The organism is Spirosoma terrae, assembly GCF_010435915.1.
Classification (GTDB): Bacteria; Bacteroidota; Bacteroidia; order Cytophagales; family Spirosomataceae; genus Spirosoma; species Spirosoma terrae.
In genome coordinates this window covers 934,441-951,807 of the sequence record NZ_JAAFZH010000001.1, presented here as the reverse complement: position 1 = coordinate 951,807, position 17,367 = coordinate 934,441, and the positions used below count along the sequence as shown (strand labels likewise).

At 48.9% G+C, this 17,367-nt stretch carries 17 protein-coding genes; 2 read left to right on the top strand and 15 right to left on the bottom strand.

The annotated features are described in order from the left end of the window. Positions 1-20: 20 nt before the first annotated feature. Both GK108_RS04195 and GK108_RS04190 read right to left on the bottom strand, forming a co-directional pair. Positions 21-2,642 (bottom strand): cation-translocating P-type ATPase, encoded by a 2,622-nt coding sequence (locus GK108_RS04195; protein WP_163943209.1) that lies wholly within the window; start codon positions 2,640-2,642, stop codon positions 21-23. 23 nt (positions 2,643-2,665) lie between these two features. Further along, entirely contained in the window at positions 2,666-3,784 is a 1,119-nt protein-coding gene (locus GK108_RS04190) for a L,D-transpeptidase family protein (RefSeq protein ID WP_163943208.1), read from the bottom strand. 194 nt (positions 3,785-3,978) lie between these two features. Between GK108_RS04190 and GK108_RS04185 the strand changes: the two genes are divergently transcribed. Beyond that, complete coding sequence (locus tag GK108_RS04185) at positions 3,979-4,224, top strand: hypothetical protein (protein WP_163943204.1); 246 nt, start codon at positions 3,979-3,981, stop codon at positions 4,222-4,224. 129 nt (positions 4,225-4,353) lie between these two features. Here GK108_RS04185 and GK108_RS04180 read toward each other — a convergent pair whose 3' ends face one another. Beyond that, positions 4,354-4,698: a winged helix-turn-helix transcriptional regulator gene (locus GK108_RS04180; RefSeq protein ID WP_163943201.1), complete on the bottom strand. Its 345-nt coding sequence runs from the start codon at positions 4,696-4,698 to the stop codon at positions 4,354-4,356. A 105-nt stretch (positions 4,699-4,803) separates the two neighbouring features. Here GK108_RS04180 and GK108_RS04175 point away from each other — a divergent pair, with 105 nt between their 5' ends. Continuing rightward, positions 4,804-5,547: an SDR family NAD(P)-dependent oxidoreductase gene (locus GK108_RS04175; protein WP_163943199.1), complete on the top strand. Its 744-nt coding sequence runs from the start codon at positions 4,804-4,806 to the stop codon at positions 5,545-5,547. Positions 5,548-5,729: 182 nt separating this feature from the next. Here the strand turns inward: GK108_RS04175 and GK108_RS04170 are convergent, their stop codons facing one another. The 12 genes from GK108_RS04170 to GK108_RS04115 all read right to left on the bottom strand — a co-directional run bounded on the left by GK108_RS04170 (position 5,730) and on the right by GK108_RS04115 (position 17,282). After that, the gene (locus GK108_RS04170) at positions 5,730-6,485 is read right to left on the bottom strand and encodes an SDR family NAD(P)-dependent oxidoreductase (RefSeq protein ID WP_163943196.1); all 756 of its coding nucleotides are present in this window, start codon (positions 6,483-6,485) and stop codon (positions 5,730-5,732) included. 59 nt (positions 6,486-6,544) lie between these two features. Continuing rightward, entirely contained in the window at positions 6,545-7,366 is an 822-nt protein-coding gene (locus GK108_RS04165) for a universal stress protein (RefSeq protein ID WP_163943193.1), read from the bottom strand. Positions 7,367-7,471: 105 nt separating this feature from the next. Beyond that, a complete protein-coding gene (locus GK108_RS04160; RefSeq protein ID WP_163943189.1) occupies positions 7,472-9,127 on the bottom strand; it encodes a glycerol-3-phosphate dehydrogenase/oxidase in 1,656 nt (551 codons plus the stop codon). 60 nt (positions 9,128-9,187) lie between these two features. Beyond that, positions 9,188-10,435 (bottom strand): MFS transporter, encoded by a 1,248-nt coding sequence (locus GK108_RS04155; protein WP_163943185.1) that lies wholly within the window; start codon positions 10,433-10,435, stop codon positions 9,188-9,190. A 168-nt stretch (positions 10,436-10,603) separates the two neighbouring features. Then, positions 10,604-11,017 (bottom strand): T9SS type A sorting domain-containing protein, encoded by a 414-nt coding sequence (locus tag GK108_RS04150; RefSeq protein ID WP_163943182.1) that lies wholly within the window; start codon positions 11,015-11,017, stop codon positions 10,604-10,606. Positions 11,018-11,242: 225 nt separating this feature from the next. Further along, the gene (locus tag GK108_RS04145; protein ID WP_163943180.1) at positions 11,243-12,484 is read right to left on the bottom strand and encodes an MFS transporter; all 1,242 of its coding nucleotides are present in this window, start codon (positions 12,482-12,484) and stop codon (positions 11,243-11,245) included. A 127-nt stretch (positions 12,485-12,611) separates the two neighbouring features. Continuing rightward, positions 12,612-13,880 carry an MFS transporter gene (locus GK108_RS04140; protein ID WP_163943177.1) on the bottom strand — a complete coding sequence of 423 codons (1,269 nt, stop codon included), beginning with the start codon at positions 13,878-13,880 and terminating at the stop codon, positions 12,612-12,614. 113 nt (positions 13,881-13,993) lie between these two features. After that, positions 13,994-14,935 (bottom strand): hypothetical protein, encoded by a 942-nt coding sequence (locus GK108_RS04135; protein ID WP_163943175.1) that lies wholly within the window; start codon positions 14,933-14,935, stop codon positions 13,994-13,996. Next, positions 14,935-15,483: an NADH-quinone oxidoreductase subunit B gene (locus GK108_RS04130; protein WP_163943171.1), complete on the bottom strand. Its 549-nt coding sequence runs from the start codon at positions 15,481-15,483 to the stop codon at positions 14,935-14,937. The genes GK108_RS04135 and GK108_RS04130 overlap by 1 nt, the downstream gene beginning before the upstream one ends. A gap of 34 nt (positions 15,484-15,517) precedes the next feature. Further along, positions 15,518-15,985 carry an NADH-quinone oxidoreductase subunit A gene (locus tag GK108_RS04125; protein WP_163943168.1) on the bottom strand — a complete coding sequence of 156 codons (468 nt, stop codon included), beginning with the start codon at positions 15,983-15,985 and terminating at the stop codon, positions 15,518-15,520. Positions 15,986-16,005: 20 nt separating this feature from the next. Beyond that, positions 16,006-16,620 carry a porin family protein gene (locus GK108_RS04120; RefSeq protein WP_163943165.1) on the bottom strand — a complete coding sequence of 205 codons (615 nt, stop codon included), beginning with the start codon at positions 16,618-16,620 and terminating at the stop codon, positions 16,006-16,008. A gap of 101 nt (positions 16,621-16,721) precedes the next feature. Beyond that, positions 16,722-17,282, bottom strand: coding sequence for a YqgE/AlgH family protein (locus tag GK108_RS04115; RefSeq protein WP_212592708.1), 561 nt, complete (start codon positions 17,280-17,282; stop codon positions 16,722-16,724). Positions 17,283-17,367: the final 85 nt, after the last annotated feature.

Genomic DNA, 17,367 nt, shown 5'->3' with positions numbered 1-17,367 from the left:
CCACTCAGAAACGGCAGCGATTACCGTACACGTGCGTGAATCTGACGTCCCACCCAAATCACCAGTACCGGAAATAAACCCGCGCCAACGATCAATAAAAGCGCTTTCCTGTCAAGGGCCTGAATAGCGAGAATCTGAATTAGTACAGGTACGTAGTATGTCAGCAATAGTATTCCCACACAAACCAGTAAGGCAAGCCACACGTAACGGTTTCGGGTTATTTCGTTGTTGATCAACGAGGCCCGTCTGCCCGAATACAGGTTGAAAACATGCAGCAATTGCACCCAGGAGAGGGCATAGAAAGCGATGGTACTGCCCTGCTCGGCTGTGTAGTTCCATTCGTTCAGCGCATACAGATACGCTCCCAGCACAGCCGCCGTAATGATGAATGCATAGAGCACTACCAGTCGCCAGTCGGCCCGGTCGAGTAGTGGTCGGTTGGGTTGCCGGGGAGGGCGCTTCATCAACGTACCATTTTCACGACCAACCCCAAGCGCCAACGCCGGAAATACGTCGGTAACGATGTTTACGAACAGAATTTGTAAGGGTAAGAGTGGATTGCCCAGGCCAACCAGCCCAGCCAGCGCCACTACAAAAATTTCGCTGAGATTACACGACAACAGGAACAGGACAAACTTGCGGATATTTTCGAAAATGACCCGCCCCTGCCCTATCGCCCGAACAATCGACGTAAACGAATCATCTTTAAGAATCAGGTCGGCCGCTTCGGCTGCCACCTGTGTACCGCGAAGCCCCATAGCAATACCAATATCGGCTTTCTTCAGCGCAGGCGCATCATTAACCCCATCGCCAGTCATGCCCACCACATTACCCTGCTGCTGATAAAAGTCGATTAATGACTGCTTCTGAGCCGGACTAACCCGCGCAAACACCTGACAACGTAGTAGTTGCTCCCGATCTTCTGCCGTTAACGTATCGAACGGTTTCAAATCCCGACCCGTCAGCGCCAGTTTTGTCTCGGCATCAACAAGCCCTACCTGTCGGGCAATGGTCAGTGCTGTACTGGGATGATCGCCGGTTGCCATCACGACCCGAATGCCCGCTTCCCGGCAGGCTTGCAAGGCAGGCGTAACCGCCAGTCGTGGCGGATCGAGAAACCCAATCAGTCCCACAAAAGTCAGATTGCTTTGCGCAAACGTATCATCATCAGGCTTTTCTGTCGTTTCCCGATACGCAAACGCGAGGGTTCTCAAACCATCAGACGCCATTCGTTCAGAACGCTGTAGATGGCGACTGCGCTGCTCTCCCGATAACCCCGGACAACGCGCCATTACCTCCTCAATAGCGCCTTTCACCGCCACTACGTAGCGCAGCTTATGTTCATGCAGGGTTGCCATTATACGCGTATCGGAACTGAACGCCTGCTCAGCCAAACGAGGATAATCCTGCCGAATGGCATCGATTGGCTGACCGGCCCGATGCGCGAATTTCAGCAGAGCGACTTCTACGGGATCACCCAATTCGCGCGGCTGTTCAGCCTCGAAATCAACCTCTGCATTATTGCAGAGTGTTCCAACCAGCATGAGTCGATCAAGCGCGTCTCCTTCAGGAAGGTTCTGATCAACGGTGTTACTCTTCAGCTCCGCGTAGAGATCTTCCTGCAGGCCGGGCAGCTGTAAACTAAATACCTCGATACGATTTTCGGTGAGCGTTCCGGTTTTATCGGTAAGAATAACACTTGTCCCACCGAGCGTTTCAACGGCCGACAATCGCTTCACCAATACTTTTTTTCGAGCTAACCGTAGCATACCATAGGCCAGCGTAATGGTAGCCACTACCGAAAGTCCTTCAGGAATAGCAGCAATGGCCAGTGCGACCGAGGTTTCGATCAATGGTTTCAGCGCTTCGCCCCGTAGGAATCCGGCCACGGCAAACAATCCGGTCAGGCCGAACGTAACCCAGATCAGTACCCTCGACAGCGAATCAAGCTTTTTCTCCAGTGGTGTGGCCGTCTGTTCCGATTCCGTCACCAGCTGAGCGATCTTTCCCAATTCAGTTTTGCTGCCAATGGCGGTCACCAGCGCCCGGCCTGTCCCGGCCGTAACAGCGGTTCCTTTGAATAACCGATTATACTGGTCTCCCAAAGGCGCGTCATCAGCCACCGGTTCGGTTGTTTTGGCAACGGGCAGCGATTCGCCGGTTAAAGTCGACTCATCTACATCAAGCTGGTGAACCTCTACCAGTTCAGCATCGGCCACAATCACATCGCCCGCTTCGATCAATAGCAGATCGCCGATTGTTATTTGCTCCGATGAAATTTCCTGCGTTTTTCCGTCTCGGATCACACGGGCGACCGTTACGTCCAGCTGACGTAACGCCTGCATCGACTGGCTGGCGTTCCATTCGAGCACAAAGCCCATGATGGTATTAATCGCCAGCACCGCCAAAATGGCCAACCCTTCAGCCGAATCACCCAGCACAAAGGAGACAATAGCGGCTGCGGCCAGCACCCAAACGATGATGCTTTTAAATTGCCGGATCAATACGGTAAGCCAGCTATCGGCCTGCACCGTATCCAGCACATTAAGACCGTATCGCTGCTGGCGCTGTTCCACTTCGGCCGACGTCAGGCCTTGTGAAAGTGCTGTTCTTTTGGACGTAGAAGAGGGTTGATTGAGCATGGGCAAAGAGGTTCAGAAAAGAGCTACAACGCCAGCCGCCACCAGTTATAGACATCCCGGTATACAGTTATGGCTCCTGCCTCATCCATATCGAGCAACATGTAGGTTATGATAACAGGAACCGCCTTCGGCAGCTGGATCGTTTTCGGACTTATCTGTTTTTCCCGGCTTTGTAAAAAGGACGGATCAAAACGTCGGGCACCTAACAGCAAATTAGCCAGTTCAACCGGTTTTTCTACCCGAATACAGCCATGACTAAGCGCTCGGTTCGCACTGGCAAACAGTCCCCGCTGATTTGTATCGTGGAGATAGATATCGTATGGGCTGTTTATCGTAAACTTCATCAGCCCCAATGCGTTATCGCAGCCCGTCGACTGCCGCAACCGATAGGGAAATTGTGCGTTACGAACAGACCAATTTACAGAATCCGGATGAACAATAGCGCCTTTGGCATTGATTATCTGCAAGTTCATATCGGCCAGCGCGGTTGCTGGTGCTTTCCGGATTTTAGGCAATAGCTCGTTGATGGTAATGGAGCGCGGAACATTCCAGTACGGATACGTAACGATATTGGTAATCTGGGCCGTAAAAAGAGGAGTCGGTGTTTTAGGTTTTCCAACAATGACCCGGCTACTAAGCAACGTAGTGCCCTCCCGATCAATGACACGTAGCGTTGCGGATGGAATATTGACAACAACTCGTTTATCGGCCGGAAACCGGTTCAGCCACCGATAAACGTTCAGGCTCGATTTGACCTGTTCAATCGTCAATGAATCAGCCATATAGTCATCAACCAGACAACGCATACAGTAGGCTTTCAACTGCCGATACGCGCGATCGTGCGATTCGAGGGAATCCAGCAGGGGACACCAATCCGCCCCCGACAAAAACTGCTGGGTAAGACGATTGATACGTAGCGTATCGATGTGTTCAGGTAAACCCTGGTAGCTAAGTCTCGGGCTGGGTTTGCCGTAGACAATCTGGGTGAAATAAGCCGTCAGGCAAACCGCATCGGGCTGATCGCAAAGACTGTCGATACCTATTTCATCGGCATAACGCCGTAAGCGGTTCCAGTCGTCGGTAGTTTGTGCGAAAACAAACGTAGGTATGATAAGGGGAATAAGCAGGAAGAGACGTAGCATGGTAAGAAGAGGATTAGCCGAAAAGCAGCATTATCCTGCAAAATTCCAGCTTATAGCCTTCTCCGTCCCTAATGGCCGTCAACGCAATCGTTGAAACTAATCAATCTATTTGTTGATAAATCTCATTATCAGTCAACTAATCAATCGACAACTTTGTTGAAGCGATACACTCCTCGTTTAACCTCCTTCCTCCGATGACATTCGAGCCTTCATCTCAGCTATTGGCCTTTGTGCTACCCTTGTCCTTTCAGAAAGGTGATCTTACATTCTGTCGGGCAAATAACCTTTACGATTCCATCCGATTTCCGGTTAAACCCACGGCTAAACCACGACAGGTTTTCTCAACGGCACATTTGTCTAAGGGACTATGGCGCGTTTATCTGAACTGGTCCGATGGCCGTCAGCAATACCACGACGAGAAAGAAATCCGGATTGGGTAATACTAGCTACGCTTTTCGTCGTACAGTTTCTGATTCCTTACAATCCTCCCAAATCAGGTAGCTGTTTCGATAATGATAGCCTCACTTAAGAGCTCAGATCAATCAATTGCCCGTAAGTCATTCAATCACCTACCTATCACCAAAAATCACCTGCCGGTGTTTTTCGCCCCAGTTGGCAAGATTATAAATAATGTCCTGTAAGGTCCAGCCGTATTCGGTTAACTTATAGTTTACAGCAACAGGCTGGGTATTCAGGACGGTCCGTTCGACCAGTTTGTTCTGCTCCAGTTCCTTCAGCTCCTTGCTCAACTGCTTATTCGAAATCCCTTTAAGATCGTTCAGGATATCCGAAAACCGTCGCTCCTTGTAATAACACATTGATGAAAGAATAGAAATCTTCCATTTTCCACTCAGCACGTCCATCGAGTCGTGGATCGCCATAATCTCCTTTTTATGACACACGTTTTCTATCATGAGTTACTTAGTTACCGAGAATATACTGTTACATCTAGTAACAAAGTAACTAAAATAAACTTCAATAAACTATGTTTGCAGAGTAGATAATGAAACCTGAATAAAATGAAGTTCGCAAACAAAAACGTAGTTATAGCCGGCGGAAGCCAGGGAATCGGGTTGGCAACCGCTAAGGCATTTATTAATGAAGGAGCTACCGTTTGGATCACGGGCAGAAACGCGGTCAACCTGCAACAAGCTGCGAAAGAAATCAATAGCCCGAATTTAAAGACGGTAGTATCTGATACATCAAACCTAGAGGGTATCGCTGTGCTGGAAAAGGCGGTGGCAGAAAGCAAACAAAAACTGGATGTACTGCTGCTTAATGCCGCTACGGCCATAGTGGCGCCGATCGAACAGATCACTGAAGCTGATTTCGATGCCCAGTTCAATACGAACGTCAAAGGACACTTGTTTACGCTTCAAAAGCTGCTCCCACACTTGGCGGATGGTTCGTCAGTCACATTCATCTCGTCGGGGGTAGCCTCAGCTGCATTCGCAGGAAACAGCGTATACTCCGCTACGAAGGCCGCCATCAATAAAATAGCCGATATTGCCGTCAATGAATTGGCCGAGCGAAAAATCCGTGTCAATATCGTAAGCCCAGGGCCGATAAAAACACCCGGTCTGGAATCGGTAGCTTCGCCCGAAGCACTGACCTACTTAGCGTCGAAAAATGCACTTCAGCGATTGGGAACTGCTGACGAAGTTGCCAGCACGGTATTGTTTCTAGCTTCTGAAGCGGCCAGTTACATCAATGGGGCTGATATCGCCGTCGACGGCGGCTCTTTGCAGTACATGCTACAGTAAACCGCTGCTGCTATTGTCAATGAATGCCCGTTAAACTGCCTCGAAATGGCCGGAGGACAAACAACTCTTCCGGCCATTCTGTCTAACTACCCATACACCAATCCTTTGCGCTCGTCAGCTATTTATATTACGGACGAGCAGAGAAACCATTCCTCTGTCTCTCCGTGGGGATTTAAACCCATTTACTGGGCCAGATAACCGCCGTCTACAGGATAGTAAGCCCCGGTAACGAACGAGGCCTTATCGGACGATAACCAGACCACCAACTCGGCCACTTCTTCTGATTTTCCCAATCGCCCGATGGGATGTAGGCCAACCAGCAGCTTTTTCGCTTCATCTGGAATGGCATTCAGCAAAGGCGTATCGATATAGGCCGGGCCAACCGAATTGATACGTATACCTTTCGTAGCATACTCGATAGCCGTCGTTTTTGTTAATCCAACCACCGCGTGCTTGGCCGCTACGTAGCCGGGCGCATGCGCTGTACCCACCTGCCCCAGAATAGAAGCCATATTGACGATGGCACCACCCGAGTTTTGCTTCAGCATGGCTTCCAGCTCGTACTTCATGCAATAGAAAACGCTATTCAGATTAACGTTAATGATTTTGTGCCAGCCCTCCAGCGAGTAATCAGCGGTAGCGTTCGATTCGCCACCGATGCCTGCATTATTAAAGGCAATATCGAGTTGACCAAACGTAGCAACAGTCTCCTCAACCAGTTTCTGACATTGGGCCGGATCGCTCACATCGGCTTTGACAAATCGAGCGTTGGCGCCCGTAGCCTTGATTTGATCGGCAACGGCCTGCCCCTGCATCTCGTCAAGATCCGAAAGCACTACGTTGGCTCCATACTGAGCATATAAGATAGCGGTTGCCTTACCAATTCCTGAAGCAGCACCCGTTATCAGGGCCGTTTTTCCAGTTAAGTCCTTATCCATGAAGAAGGTAAATTTTCGATTAACTAAAGATTTATTAATTGACGACTGGCATCACAGGATTATACCCTCATAATCAGCACCGGAACTTTCGAATGATTTAATACGTCTTCGGCGACACTACCTTGCAGAAAATGCTGGAGCCCGGTATAGCCGTGGGTATAGAGGACAATCAAATCGGCCTGCACAGACTCCGCATACTGGAGAATGCCTTCTGGTACCGTTTTATCGTGCAACATACTGAGGCTATATGACTGATTCCCGGTCGATTTAGCAAATTCATTGAACCAGTCCCGAATACCGTCAGGCTCCCGATTATCAGTAGGCGTTAATACGTAAACAAACTGCTGGATAACATCATCCTTAAGTTGAAATGGATAGGTATGTTGTCGTTTCAGTTTATCGTCTACATCGATTCCAACAACAATATTCTGAGGATTGAAATGCGTAACAGGCTCTTTAATGACTAAAACCGGACAGGTTGCGTATCGGACAATTAGTTCGGCATTAGAACCTTCCAGCCATTCAAGAATGCCAGATGCGCCTTTTGACCCGAGCACAATCAGGTCAGCGTGCTGTTCAGCGATATTACTGAGCAATCCATTCATAGAACTACCCAGCGTAGGCCTGATCGTAACATCAGCATAGTCTGGATTGGCACTAATTTTCAGCAATGTCTCTTCGGCCTCCTGCAGCGCATCCTGATAGAACGGCGTACTATCGTATGCCAGACCAGTATTGGGATCAAGAGCCGGAATAAATTCATTCAGAACTGTATGCAGCAGAATAATCTCGGCCCGATTGGCACGAGCCAACTCAACCGCAACATCGAGTGCATACGTAGCAACGGGACTTAAATCGGTGGGAACCAGTATCGTTTTCATAGATACAATCGGCTTGTTTGATGGCTCAAAACAAGCGACTTATCTCGTTATCCGATATGAGTAAAGGCAGGCTTTACCTTGATAAACGTCAGTCTTGTACGTTGTTTATAAATGCGTAACGTTCGCTGGTTGTGTAGTCAGCCCTGCTCTTTTCAGGAATGTATTGAGTAGCGATTGATACGAATTGATCTGTTGCTGACGATGTTGATCACTCCAGTCCAATTCGCGAGCCATCAGTTCAGCTACTATTGGCAAAACCCGAATGGTAAGCTGCCAGTCCGATAATTCAAGGCGCCAGCGACGAGCCAGCACATCGCGCAACGTAACGGCCATCTCTTCCCGAACCTGATAGACAACTTCAGCTTTGATAAAAGGCTGCTGCTGGCTTATTTTTTCGCTTAACTCCGGCCTTGACGATGCCAGATCAGCGATTCGTTGAGCACGATTGCCATACGTTCGCATCAGATGTTGACAGACATCAGTTGGCAGATTCGTCTGTTGCTGGATACATTGCCAGTCGTCAAACCGATAGTTTTCGCCACCGACTAGATAATGGTTTTCTGTTTTGCCAGGCGTTGAGTTGTTCAACAACTCGCCCGCCTTGTCGATAGCATCCTGCGCCATCAACCGATATGTTGTCCATTTTCCGCCCAGCAAGCTCAGCAATCCCGACGCGGAGTCATATTCCACTTCATGATCGCGCAGGAGCGTTTTGGTGGTAGCCCGACTACTGACTATCAGCGGGCGAATACCGCCAAAGCCTGCTTCTACGTCCGACTTATCGGGGTTTTTGGCCAGATAAGGACGTAGCGTTTCCAGCAGATAATCAACTTCGGCCGGTTCCAGAACAGGCTCCTGATCCAACTGCTGGTAATCGTCGTCGGTAGTACCAACAAACACTTTGTCGCCAAACGGAATCGCAAACACGACCCGACCATCAGCCGTTTTCGGGATCAACATCGCGCAATCGCTCTGAAGCGTTTCGCGTGGCAACACAATATGCACCCCTTTGCTGGGTCGTATCCGCTGTTCCGCTTCCGGGTTCGCCATCAACCGAACGGCATCAGAATAAGGGCCCGTACAATTCAGAAAGAGTTTTGCCCGAACGGGGAACGTATCGTCGCTTAGTAGATCATTTACAATCGCTGCCGTTAACCGCCCATTATCGCGCTCAAATCCTGTTACGTTAAGGTAGTTAACAACGGCAACGCCAGCCTCATCGGCCGAATGGGCCAGCGCCAGCGCGTAACGCGCATCGTTGAACTGCCCGTCGTAGTACAGCACAGCACTGTGCATCCGGTCGGTAAGCGTGGGCATTTCCGTCAATGCTTCCGGCTTAGTCAGCCAACGTCCCTGAGGAAAGTTATCGTGACCGGCAAAAAAAGCATACATCGCCAAACCGACCGACATATACATGCCTTCGAACCAGCTAAAAACGGGAGTTAGTAACGGCAAGGGATAGGCCAGATGTGGCGCGTTACGGATCACGGTCCGGCGTTCAGCTAAACCATGTCGAACCTGACGGAGCTGAGCGAGATCGAGCTTCTTGATAGCCTGCTCCAGATAGCGCACACCACCATGAATCAGCTTGGTCGACCGCGACGAGGTTTCACTGGCGAAATCGCCCCGATCTAGTAAGGCTACACGATAGCCACGCAAGGCAGCGTCCAGAGCAGCGCCTGCTCCACTGGCACCAGCCCCAATAATACAGATGTCGAATGTCTCTTCCCTCAGCCGCTTCCGATTGTGTTCCCGGTTCATAAACCAAAGGTACGTGATTTATATTGTCTACTGACTAAGAGTACATTAAGATCGTTGCTGTTATTCCTCTGTATAGTCCAGTTCCTTACCAAATGTTTCTTCCATAGTTATCAGTGCCCAGAATCCCAATCCAAAACAAACACTAGCAACAATAGCTGCCGCGTTCAATACGCCTAACGATGGTTTTAGCGCCTGAAAAGCCGGAATGGTCAGCAACGTAGTGGCCCGAACGTTATTGGCAACGGATGTGGTGGCTGTTGCCCGAAGGTTCGTACCAAAACTTTCGGCCGTAATGGTCAGGAACATAGCAATATAACCAATCCCAAAACCCATCAGCGCAGCAAGGATATAGAACGTATCGGCCGAAGAAATACCGCCAAACAAATAGATTACAACAAAAATGGCCGTCAAACCCATCATCAGCCCAATGGCTTTTTTCCGGGATCGTAATTGCTGACTCAGAATCCCGCTCGTCAGATCGCCCAGAACGGTGCCAACATACGTAAACATCACACACCGACCCGGCTGAACAGCTTCGTCAAGACCAAGCGCTTTCCCAAATTCATTGCTGAACGTAGCGAGAATCCCAATCACCAGATACGTCGGTAAGGCAATACCCATACAACGGACGTAACGAATCAGTCGATTACCACCATGAAACAGTGCCCAGAAATTACCGCGCGATACGTTGGCTTTCTGCACTTTTTTAAACATGCCCGATTCAAACACACTCACCCGTAGCACCAGTAAACCCAGTCCTAATCCTCCACCGACAAAGTACGTAGTACGCCAGTTGAAAAGAGCTACTGTAAAATAGGCAACGACAGCCCCCAGCAAACCCACGCTGGCTACCAGCGACGAGCCATAGCCACGGAGTTCTTTCGGCAAAATCTCGCTGACTAACGTAATGCCAGCCCCCAGCTCGCCAGCTAGCCCTAACCCAGCCACAAACCGCAGCCAGGCGTACACTTGCGGGTCCTCCACAACGCCACAGGCCAGATTAGCCAGCGAGTACGTAATGATACTGCCGAACAACACCGACAATCGGCCGCGCTTATCGCCCAGAATGCCCCATAAAATGCCACCAAGCAGCAAACCTGCCTGCTGGTAATTCAGGATTTTGCCGCCAATAAGCGAAATATCGGACTCCGACAAACCCATATCTTTAAGACTCGGCACCCGAACAATATTGAAGAGCAACAAGTCGTACACATCAACGAAATAGCCAAGAGCGGCCACAATAACGGGAATAGAAAAAAGAGGCCGTAGTGAAACGGCGCTAGAAGCAGATGTTGCGGACGATTGCATGTTGGTTAAGGCTAGCCACTGGCAAGTTATAAAAGAACTGGCTAGATCGTAATGAAAAAAGGCACGGAGCAATGCTTCGTGCCTTTCTGGATTCTAACTTCTACTGTTAATGCCCCATTTTTGGTGTTTATGGCTTGCTGATCCTGCGTATCAGCCAAGCTGATGTTCTTAATTCATCGAGATATGTCGCGCTGGCAATTGCTGCTCTATGTTGGGCGTCGACAATTTGAATGTACGTTCTTCAATCTGATTACCATCCGTAATACGGAAAGTGTATTTGCCGTCTTTAATATCGCTCAAATCAAATTGCTGACGATAGCCGTTACGCTTGCCACCTTTTGTTGGCAAAGCCTCCTGAAACATTACCTGACCATTTTCATCGACCAACTGAACACTGATTTTATTATCAGCTTTATATTTTTCCAGACATAGCCACACTTTAGAGGGCTGGCTCGACGGAAACATAGCAAGAGCAAATCCTTTCTGCTCGGGCTGGTCGCCCTGTGCAAAACCAAACGACGAAACCGATACACTAACGAAAAAAGCGAATGCGCTGGCGAGAACTTTGATGGAGGTTTTCATTGAGTTGAATAGTTAAGTTTAAAACCTTTAGCTGTCAACCCAATGATGCAAATACGGAAGCTAACCGCTCGACTTAGTGAGCAACGGTCAAAGAAAGTGATGAGCGGTTTAAGGCCCAAAATTGTAGTGAAAGAAAGATATTCCTGTACTATTAACAGAATATTATCTTAGAAAGAGCCGGTTAATACAGAAGAAATAGAAGCTATGAGGTCTTTCTGAAAAACACTATTCGACAAAATCGAGGTCTTTGCCGAATGTTTCTTCCATTCGACTCAGCGACCAGAACGCCAGTCCATATATTACGACACCTAAAATACTGGCCGCTGTCAGCACGCCCACCGATGGTTTTAGCGCCTGATAGGATAGCGTTATAAAAATGACCGTACCACGCACGACACTGGGTACCGACGTAGTGGCAGTGTTACGTAGATTGGTGCCGTATAACTCGGCGACCATCGTTAAGAACATGGCAATATAGCCCGTCGCGATACCAGCTAATAGGCAGATGATATAAATACCGTCGGCGGTCCTGATCCCCCCCGACAGATAGGCAACACTCAGTAGCGCACTCACGACCAGCATACCAATAATTGCTTTCAGTCGCGACTGGAGCCATTGACTTAGCGGACCGCAAAAAAAGTCGCCAATGGCAAAACCGACGTAAATAAACATCACGCATCGGCCGGGCGTCAAACCGCCGGGAATAGCCAACGCTTCGCCGAGTTCGTTAGCGAACGTAGCCAGAATAGCCACGACAAACCAGGTTGGAATACCTACTGTTACGCACCGTAGGTATTTGATGGCCTGCTTCCGACTACTAAAAAAGTAAAGAAAGTTTCCGCGACTAACGCCCTTATGCTGCGTTTTCAGGCTGCTGAACAAGCCCGACTCAAACACACTGACACGTAGCAGCAACAGCAAAAGGCCCATGCTACCGCCTACCCAGAACGCCATTCGCCAGCTGAAATACTCGGCAGTCAGGTAAGCAACGCCTGCACCCAGATAGCCAATACCCGCAATCAATGATGTACCATAACTCCGAATCTCTTTCGGTAGAATTTCGGATACCAGCACCATAGCGGCCCCAATTTCGCCCGATAAGCCAACACCAGCCACAAATCGAAGAAAAGCATAGGTGTTTATGTCCTGTACAAAACCACAGGCAATATTGGTCAACGAATACGTAATGATACTACCAAACAGCACCGACATACGACCGCGCTTGTCGCCCAGAATGCCCCATAGCAAACCGCCCACCAGCAAACCCGCCTGCTGACAATTCAGAATGAACGTACCAGCCGTCGAAATATCGGCTTTCGTCAATTGCAACGCTTCCAGACTCGGCACCCGGACAATGGTAAAAATGACCATGTCGTAGATATCCACAAAATAGCCCAGCGCCGATACAATAACCGGCAACGCAAATAACGAACGTAACGAGACGCGAGACGAAGTAGCTGTTTCCATATAATTTTGTCAGAACCGGGGTTTATGTGATTTTACTGACTGACTTTGAGTTAGTTGATTCAAGCGCTTCTTTGAAGCGAAAAAAAATCAAAGTCGGTCAATAAAATCACATAAATCCCGGTTCTGATTATTCCTCCAGATAATCCAGATCTTTTCCGTGGGTTTCGGGAATAGTCAGGATAGCGTAAAAACCGAGTATAAAGCTGATCAGGCCGACTACGGCACCTGAGTTAATTGTATCTAAGGAGGGCTTCAGCGCCTGATACGTCAACGTCATCGGAATAACCAGACCACGCACCATGTTGGGTACCGTTGTGGCAGCAGTAGCGCGGAGATTTGTCCCAAACTGCTCCGCTCCGATGGTCACAAACATAGCCCAGTAGCCAATGCCGAAACCCATTGCCAAACACAATCCATACAGAGCAGTCGCGCTCTGAATCCCGACAAACAGATAAACCAGACTAAACACAAGAGCAACGCCCATCAGCAACATAACCGCTTTCCGGCGCGAAGCCATCGCCTGACTGATGAAACCGCTGGCCAGATCGCCCACGGCAAGGCCAACATAACACCACATGATGGCCAAACCGGGCTGCACTTCTTCCGTAATGCCCAGCGCCTTTCCAAATTCGTTACTGAACGTAGCGAGAATCCCAATAACAAACCAGGTCGGCAGGCCAATACCAATACAGCGTAGATAACGACCCAGGCGATTGGCATTGGTAAAGAACGATAAGAAATCGCCCCGACTGACATGGTCCTGCTCCGTTACGTTCTTAAACATCCCGGACTCTACCACGCCTACCCGCAGCAGCAACAGGCCAATGCCAAGTCCACCACCTACGAAAAAGGCCATCTGCCAGTCAAAATATTTTACCGTGAAATAAGCCACTACGGCACCCGAAAGCCCAATACCCGCCACCAGCGACGTACCAACAGCCCGTTTTTCTTTAGGTAATATTTCACTGACAAGCGTAATGCCTGCTCCTAATTCACCGGCAAGACCAATGCCCGCCACAAATCGCATAAGCGCGTAATAAACGGTAGGGTCCATGAACGTAACGTTCTTAATGAATCCACAGGCAATGTTGGCAATGGAGTACGTAACGATACTGCCAAACAACACCGATAAGCGGCCACGTTTATCGCCCAGAACACCCCATAGGATACCTCCGAGTAGTAGACCACCCATTTGCCAGTTCAGAATACTGGCCCCAACGGTCGAGATTTGGTCGGGAGTCAGGCCGAGATCCTGTAAGCTGGGCACCCGGACAATGCCGAACAACAACAGGTCATAAATGTCAACGAAATAGCCAAGAGCGGCAACGATAACAGGTAAACTGAACAAACCGGCTTCAGTAGATTCGGTTTTTTGAGGGAGAGTAGGAACAGCCATACGGCAGAATGAGTAAATTAAATCACAACAATTCTGCAATATTACGAAATGACCGAAGAAGATTAGGGAACCACAGCCCCTTTATTGACTATAAATGACTTAAAAGCTAACGATTAATCGATTGCCGTCTCCCTATCACCAGTATTCTCTATAGTTATTGGCGAAAAAGAGGAATTGACTGGAGAAACCGTAATTACCGGTTTGGGCAACGTCTCATACGTAGTGTAAGCAATTCCCAACGACCATACTTTCAGCAAAACCCGCGCAAAAATGAGGGCCTGCTGCACCAGCAGCATAGCGATAATAGTTGCCCAGCCGCTCATCATAACCCAACCATCAATCAGGAAATAAATACCAAACAAGCCGGTTCCGACTACTATCAATAGCCAGTATATACCGTATGTTCTGCCCAAATGACGTAGTACTAACCTACCGGCCTGCCCAAAAGCCCGTAAAGCGCGGTGCTCATCCTCCCGAAACATGAGAACTTTGGCATAATCGCCAATACAGAGAACCAGCGTTACCGTCAGCATAAACAAAGCGAAAAAACCGGCTCCAATCCAGAATAGGCCGCGCTCCGTCAATACATCTTCCAGAAGAACATTGACCAACGTACCCATAACGAGCCAGATGCCACCCCCGACTACCACAAACAGGAATGAAACTGCAAACAACCGCAGGAAACGACCAACATACTGCACACAACCCTGAAAAAACAAGCCAACGCTAAATGGTACTCTGGGCTGGGCAAAACGAAGAAGAATACCTCCCGCTACAAATACACTGACAAATAGATGGACCAGCCCTAACCAACGCCCGACACTCAGTAAAGGCATAATGGCACGGCTACTACGGTGCATAAAATCCGAATAGATCGTGTAGTCGACCCCATCCAATAGGTTCAAAAATGCCAGCGAATTCTGGGCTTCAGCCTTAAGCGTATTGTAGAACGGTAATGCCGCTACCAGAGCCATGACCAACGTAATGGCATAGAGCAACCATATAAGCCGTAATGAGCCTAGAGTCTGGCGTAACGTAGCACGGAAAATGTTCATTAGGAACGGGTCGAAAGATCGTCGGACTGGGTAGGTTCAGCACCCGAAAATACGACTTCTTTATTTCCCAGCAACGGATGCTCCGTTCTGATTTTTTCCTGCAATTTCAGAAATCCATCAATCAGTGCTTCGGGGCGGGGTGGGCAACCAGGCACATACACATCGACCGGAATAATGCGATCAACCCCTTTCACTACGTGATAACCATGTTGCCAGTAAGGCCCTCCGCAGTTGGAGCACGAGCCCATCGAAATAACGTAGCGTGGTTCCGGCATTTGTTCGTACAGTCGCCGAATCCGATCAGCCATCTTATACGTTACCGTGCCGGAAACGATCATAATATCCGACTGCCGGGGAGAAGGGCGCGGAAATATCCCGAATCGTTCCAGATCGTAGTTAGCCGCAAATGTCTGCATCATCTCAATAGCACAGCAGGCCAGCCCAAAACTCATTGGCCAGAGCGATTTCTCGCGCGACCAGTTGAGCAGGTCTTCGGAGTGCATCAGGATGACACTTGCTTCGCCAGATTTATCAGAAGGTGAGGCCATAATTACGTCGGAGTTCGGTAAGCAAACAGGAAGGCTATCGTTTGTAGCGTTCGTTTACTTTTTGATACAAATCGACTGGCACTTTCGTTTCCATTGTTGGAATTTTAGGCTGTGGTTTTACCCAATCCAGATAGCCTTTGGCCCATACATAGGCCAGACCAATCGCCAGAATGACAACAAACAGAACTACTTCGCCCAGCGCAAACCAGCCCCACAAACCATCCGTTGCCTGAATGAGCGATTCTTGCCCAAAGACCGTAGCCCAGGGAAACAGAAAAACCAGCTCAACATCGAACAGCACGAATACCAGCGCCACTACGTAGAAACGAATGTTGAACTGAATATTCGCGTTACCAACCGGCTCTTCCCCCGACTCATACGTACTGTTTTTTTCTACATTCGGGCGATTCGGACGTAGCAGGCGCGCAATAAACAGCACCAGCCCAATGAACGCGAAGGCCGCCAGAATAAACAGTAAGATGATACCAAAGTCGGAAAGCATAGAAGTCTGCGGGTCGGCAACTATTTCTTCTTCTTGGGGTATAGATTGTAAACAATCGACGCCTGAAAAACGCGGTTCTGATACGTTGCCGTTGCCTCAGGCGATACATTGGCTAGCCCATAGATGTAGCGAACGTGGAGGCTAAACTTATCGGCCATATCCAGAAAATCGTAATGAGCACCAACCACTACGCCCAGATCCGTTTTGGTGGCGGGTCCGTTCGTTGAACCCGAATTAAGCGCATAACTAAATTCGGGGCCCGCCTGTATCGTCAGTCCTTCGGTAGGAATGTAACCCAGCAGAACAGGCACACTCAGATACGAATACGTATTATTAATGGTTTGCCGTTCAGCACCAACCTGAGTTGGCAACGTCTGAAATGAACCTCCTTTTATATTCAGCAACGCTTCTGGTTGCAGCACCAGCCGGTGAAGCCGGTACCGATACATGATACCAAGATTAGGATCGAGGTTCTGTTTCGGAATATTGGCGCTGGTACCGGAAATGGCTACTCGCGTTAATGAGCCGCCTATTTTTATACCAAAATGACCGCCAACGGGCTTATTGCTTTGCGCCCGTACCAATAAGGGCGAACTCACTAAAAATGCTAAAAGTAGTAGTCGGGAAACCTGCATACAAAACTTATGGAAGGACGTTAACCCTCCAATAACGGCTAATTATCCGACAAAATTGGTTAAAAAAAGTTAAGATATTGCCGTCAACATCAGGATTGAACTTAATTCAGCCGTGGATCGACCGGATAATGGGCAATAGACTTGAATTCGCCCCCCATCTTTTTTAAGACACCACGCCAGAATTGGTCAGCTGGTGTTTCGAAAAGGAACGTAGCGTCGGCCCGGCTCACGATCCATGCTTTCTGATCCAGTTCTCCGGCGAGTTGCCCGGCATCCCAGCCTGAGTAGCCAATAAAAAAGCGAATATCCTGCTCCGAAAGCGTACCTATGTTGACAGCCTGCTTCACCTGGTCGAAATCACCACTCCAGTAGAGGCCATTGGTGACACGTATTGATCCATCGATCAGATCGGGGCGACGATGAATAAAGTGAAGCGTATTTTGTTGTACGGGGCCACCCACAAATAAAGGCTGCGACGCATATACATCTTCTATAACATCGCCTAGTTGCAAATCAGTGGTTTGATTAAGCACTAATCCAAACGTTCCTGCGGGGCTATGTTCGCAAACCAGAACAACACTGCGATCAAAGTTCGTATCGCCCATATAGGGTTCAGCAATCAGCAAGCTGCCATTAGTGACCGGTAGTGATTTTGCGTTCATGGGCATTGATAATCTAAACCTGTTACGTTAAAAACGACATACTATAGACGATGTTACCAAAATGATGCCGAAAATCATTCTTTTG

Excerpts from the sequence above, each read along its gene's own strand:
- GK108_RS04195 (WP_163943209.1), bottom strand. The coding sequence starts at position 2,642 with ATGCTCAATCAACCCTCTTCTACGTCCAAAAGAACAGCACTTTCACAA.
- GK108_RS04190 (WP_163943208.1), bottom strand. The coding sequence starts at position 3,784 with ATGCTACGTCTCTTCCTGCTTATTCCCCTTATCATACCTACGTTTGTT.
- GK108_RS04185 (WP_163943204.1), top strand. The coding sequence starts at position 3,979 with ATGACATTCGAGCCTTCATCTCAGCTATTGGCCTTTGTGCTACCCTTG.
- GK108_RS04180 (WP_163943201.1), bottom strand. The coding sequence starts at position 4,698 with ATGATAGAAAACGTGTGTCATAAAAAGGAGATTATGGCGATCCACGAC.
- GK108_RS04175 (WP_163943199.1), top strand. The coding sequence starts at position 4,804 with ATGAAGTTCGCAAACAAAAACGTAGTTATAGCCGGCGGAAGCCAGGGA.
- GK108_RS04170 (WP_163943196.1), bottom strand. The coding sequence starts at position 6,485 with ATGGATAAGGACTTAACTGGAAAAACGGCCCTGATAACGGGTGCTGCT.
- GK108_RS04165 (WP_163943193.1), bottom strand. The coding sequence starts at position 7,366 with ATGAAAACGATACTGGTTCCCACCGATTTAAGTCCCGTTGCTACGTAT.
- GK108_RS04160 (WP_163943189.1), bottom strand. The coding sequence starts at position 9,127 with ATGAACCGGGAACACAATCGGAAGCGGCTGAGGGAAGAGACATTCGAC.
- GK108_RS04155 (WP_163943185.1), bottom strand. The coding sequence starts at position 10,435 with ATGCAATCGTCCGCAACATCTGCTTCTAGCGCCGTTTCACTACGGCCT.
- GK108_RS04150 (WP_163943182.1), bottom strand. The coding sequence starts at position 11,017 with ATGAAAACCTCCATCAAAGTTCTCGCCAGCGCATTCGCTTTTTTCGTT.
- GK108_RS04145 (WP_163943180.1), bottom strand. The coding sequence starts at position 12,484 with ATGGAAACAGCTACTTCGTCTCGCGTCTCGTTACGTTCGTTATTTGCG.
- GK108_RS04140 (WP_163943177.1), bottom strand. The coding sequence starts at position 13,880 with ATGGCTGTTCCTACTCTCCCTCAAAAAACCGAATCTACTGAAGCCGGT.
- GK108_RS04135 (WP_163943175.1), bottom strand. The coding sequence starts at position 14,935 with ATGAACATTTTCCGTGCTACGTTACGCCAGACTCTAGGCTCATTACGG.
- GK108_RS04130 (WP_163943171.1), bottom strand. The coding sequence starts at position 15,483 with ATGGCCTCACCTTCTGATAAATCTGGCGAAGCAAGTGTCATCCTGATG.
- GK108_RS04125 (WP_163943168.1), bottom strand. The coding sequence starts at position 15,985 with ATGCTTTCCGACTTTGGTATCATCTTACTGTTTATTCTGGCGGCCTTC.
- GK108_RS04120 (WP_163943165.1), bottom strand. The coding sequence starts at position 16,620 with ATGCAGGTTTCCCGACTACTACTTTTAGCATTTTTAGTGAGTTCGCCC.
- GK108_RS04115 (WP_212592708.1), bottom strand. The coding sequence starts at position 17,282 with ATGAACGCAAAATCACTACCGGTCACTAATGGCAGCTTGCTGATTGCT.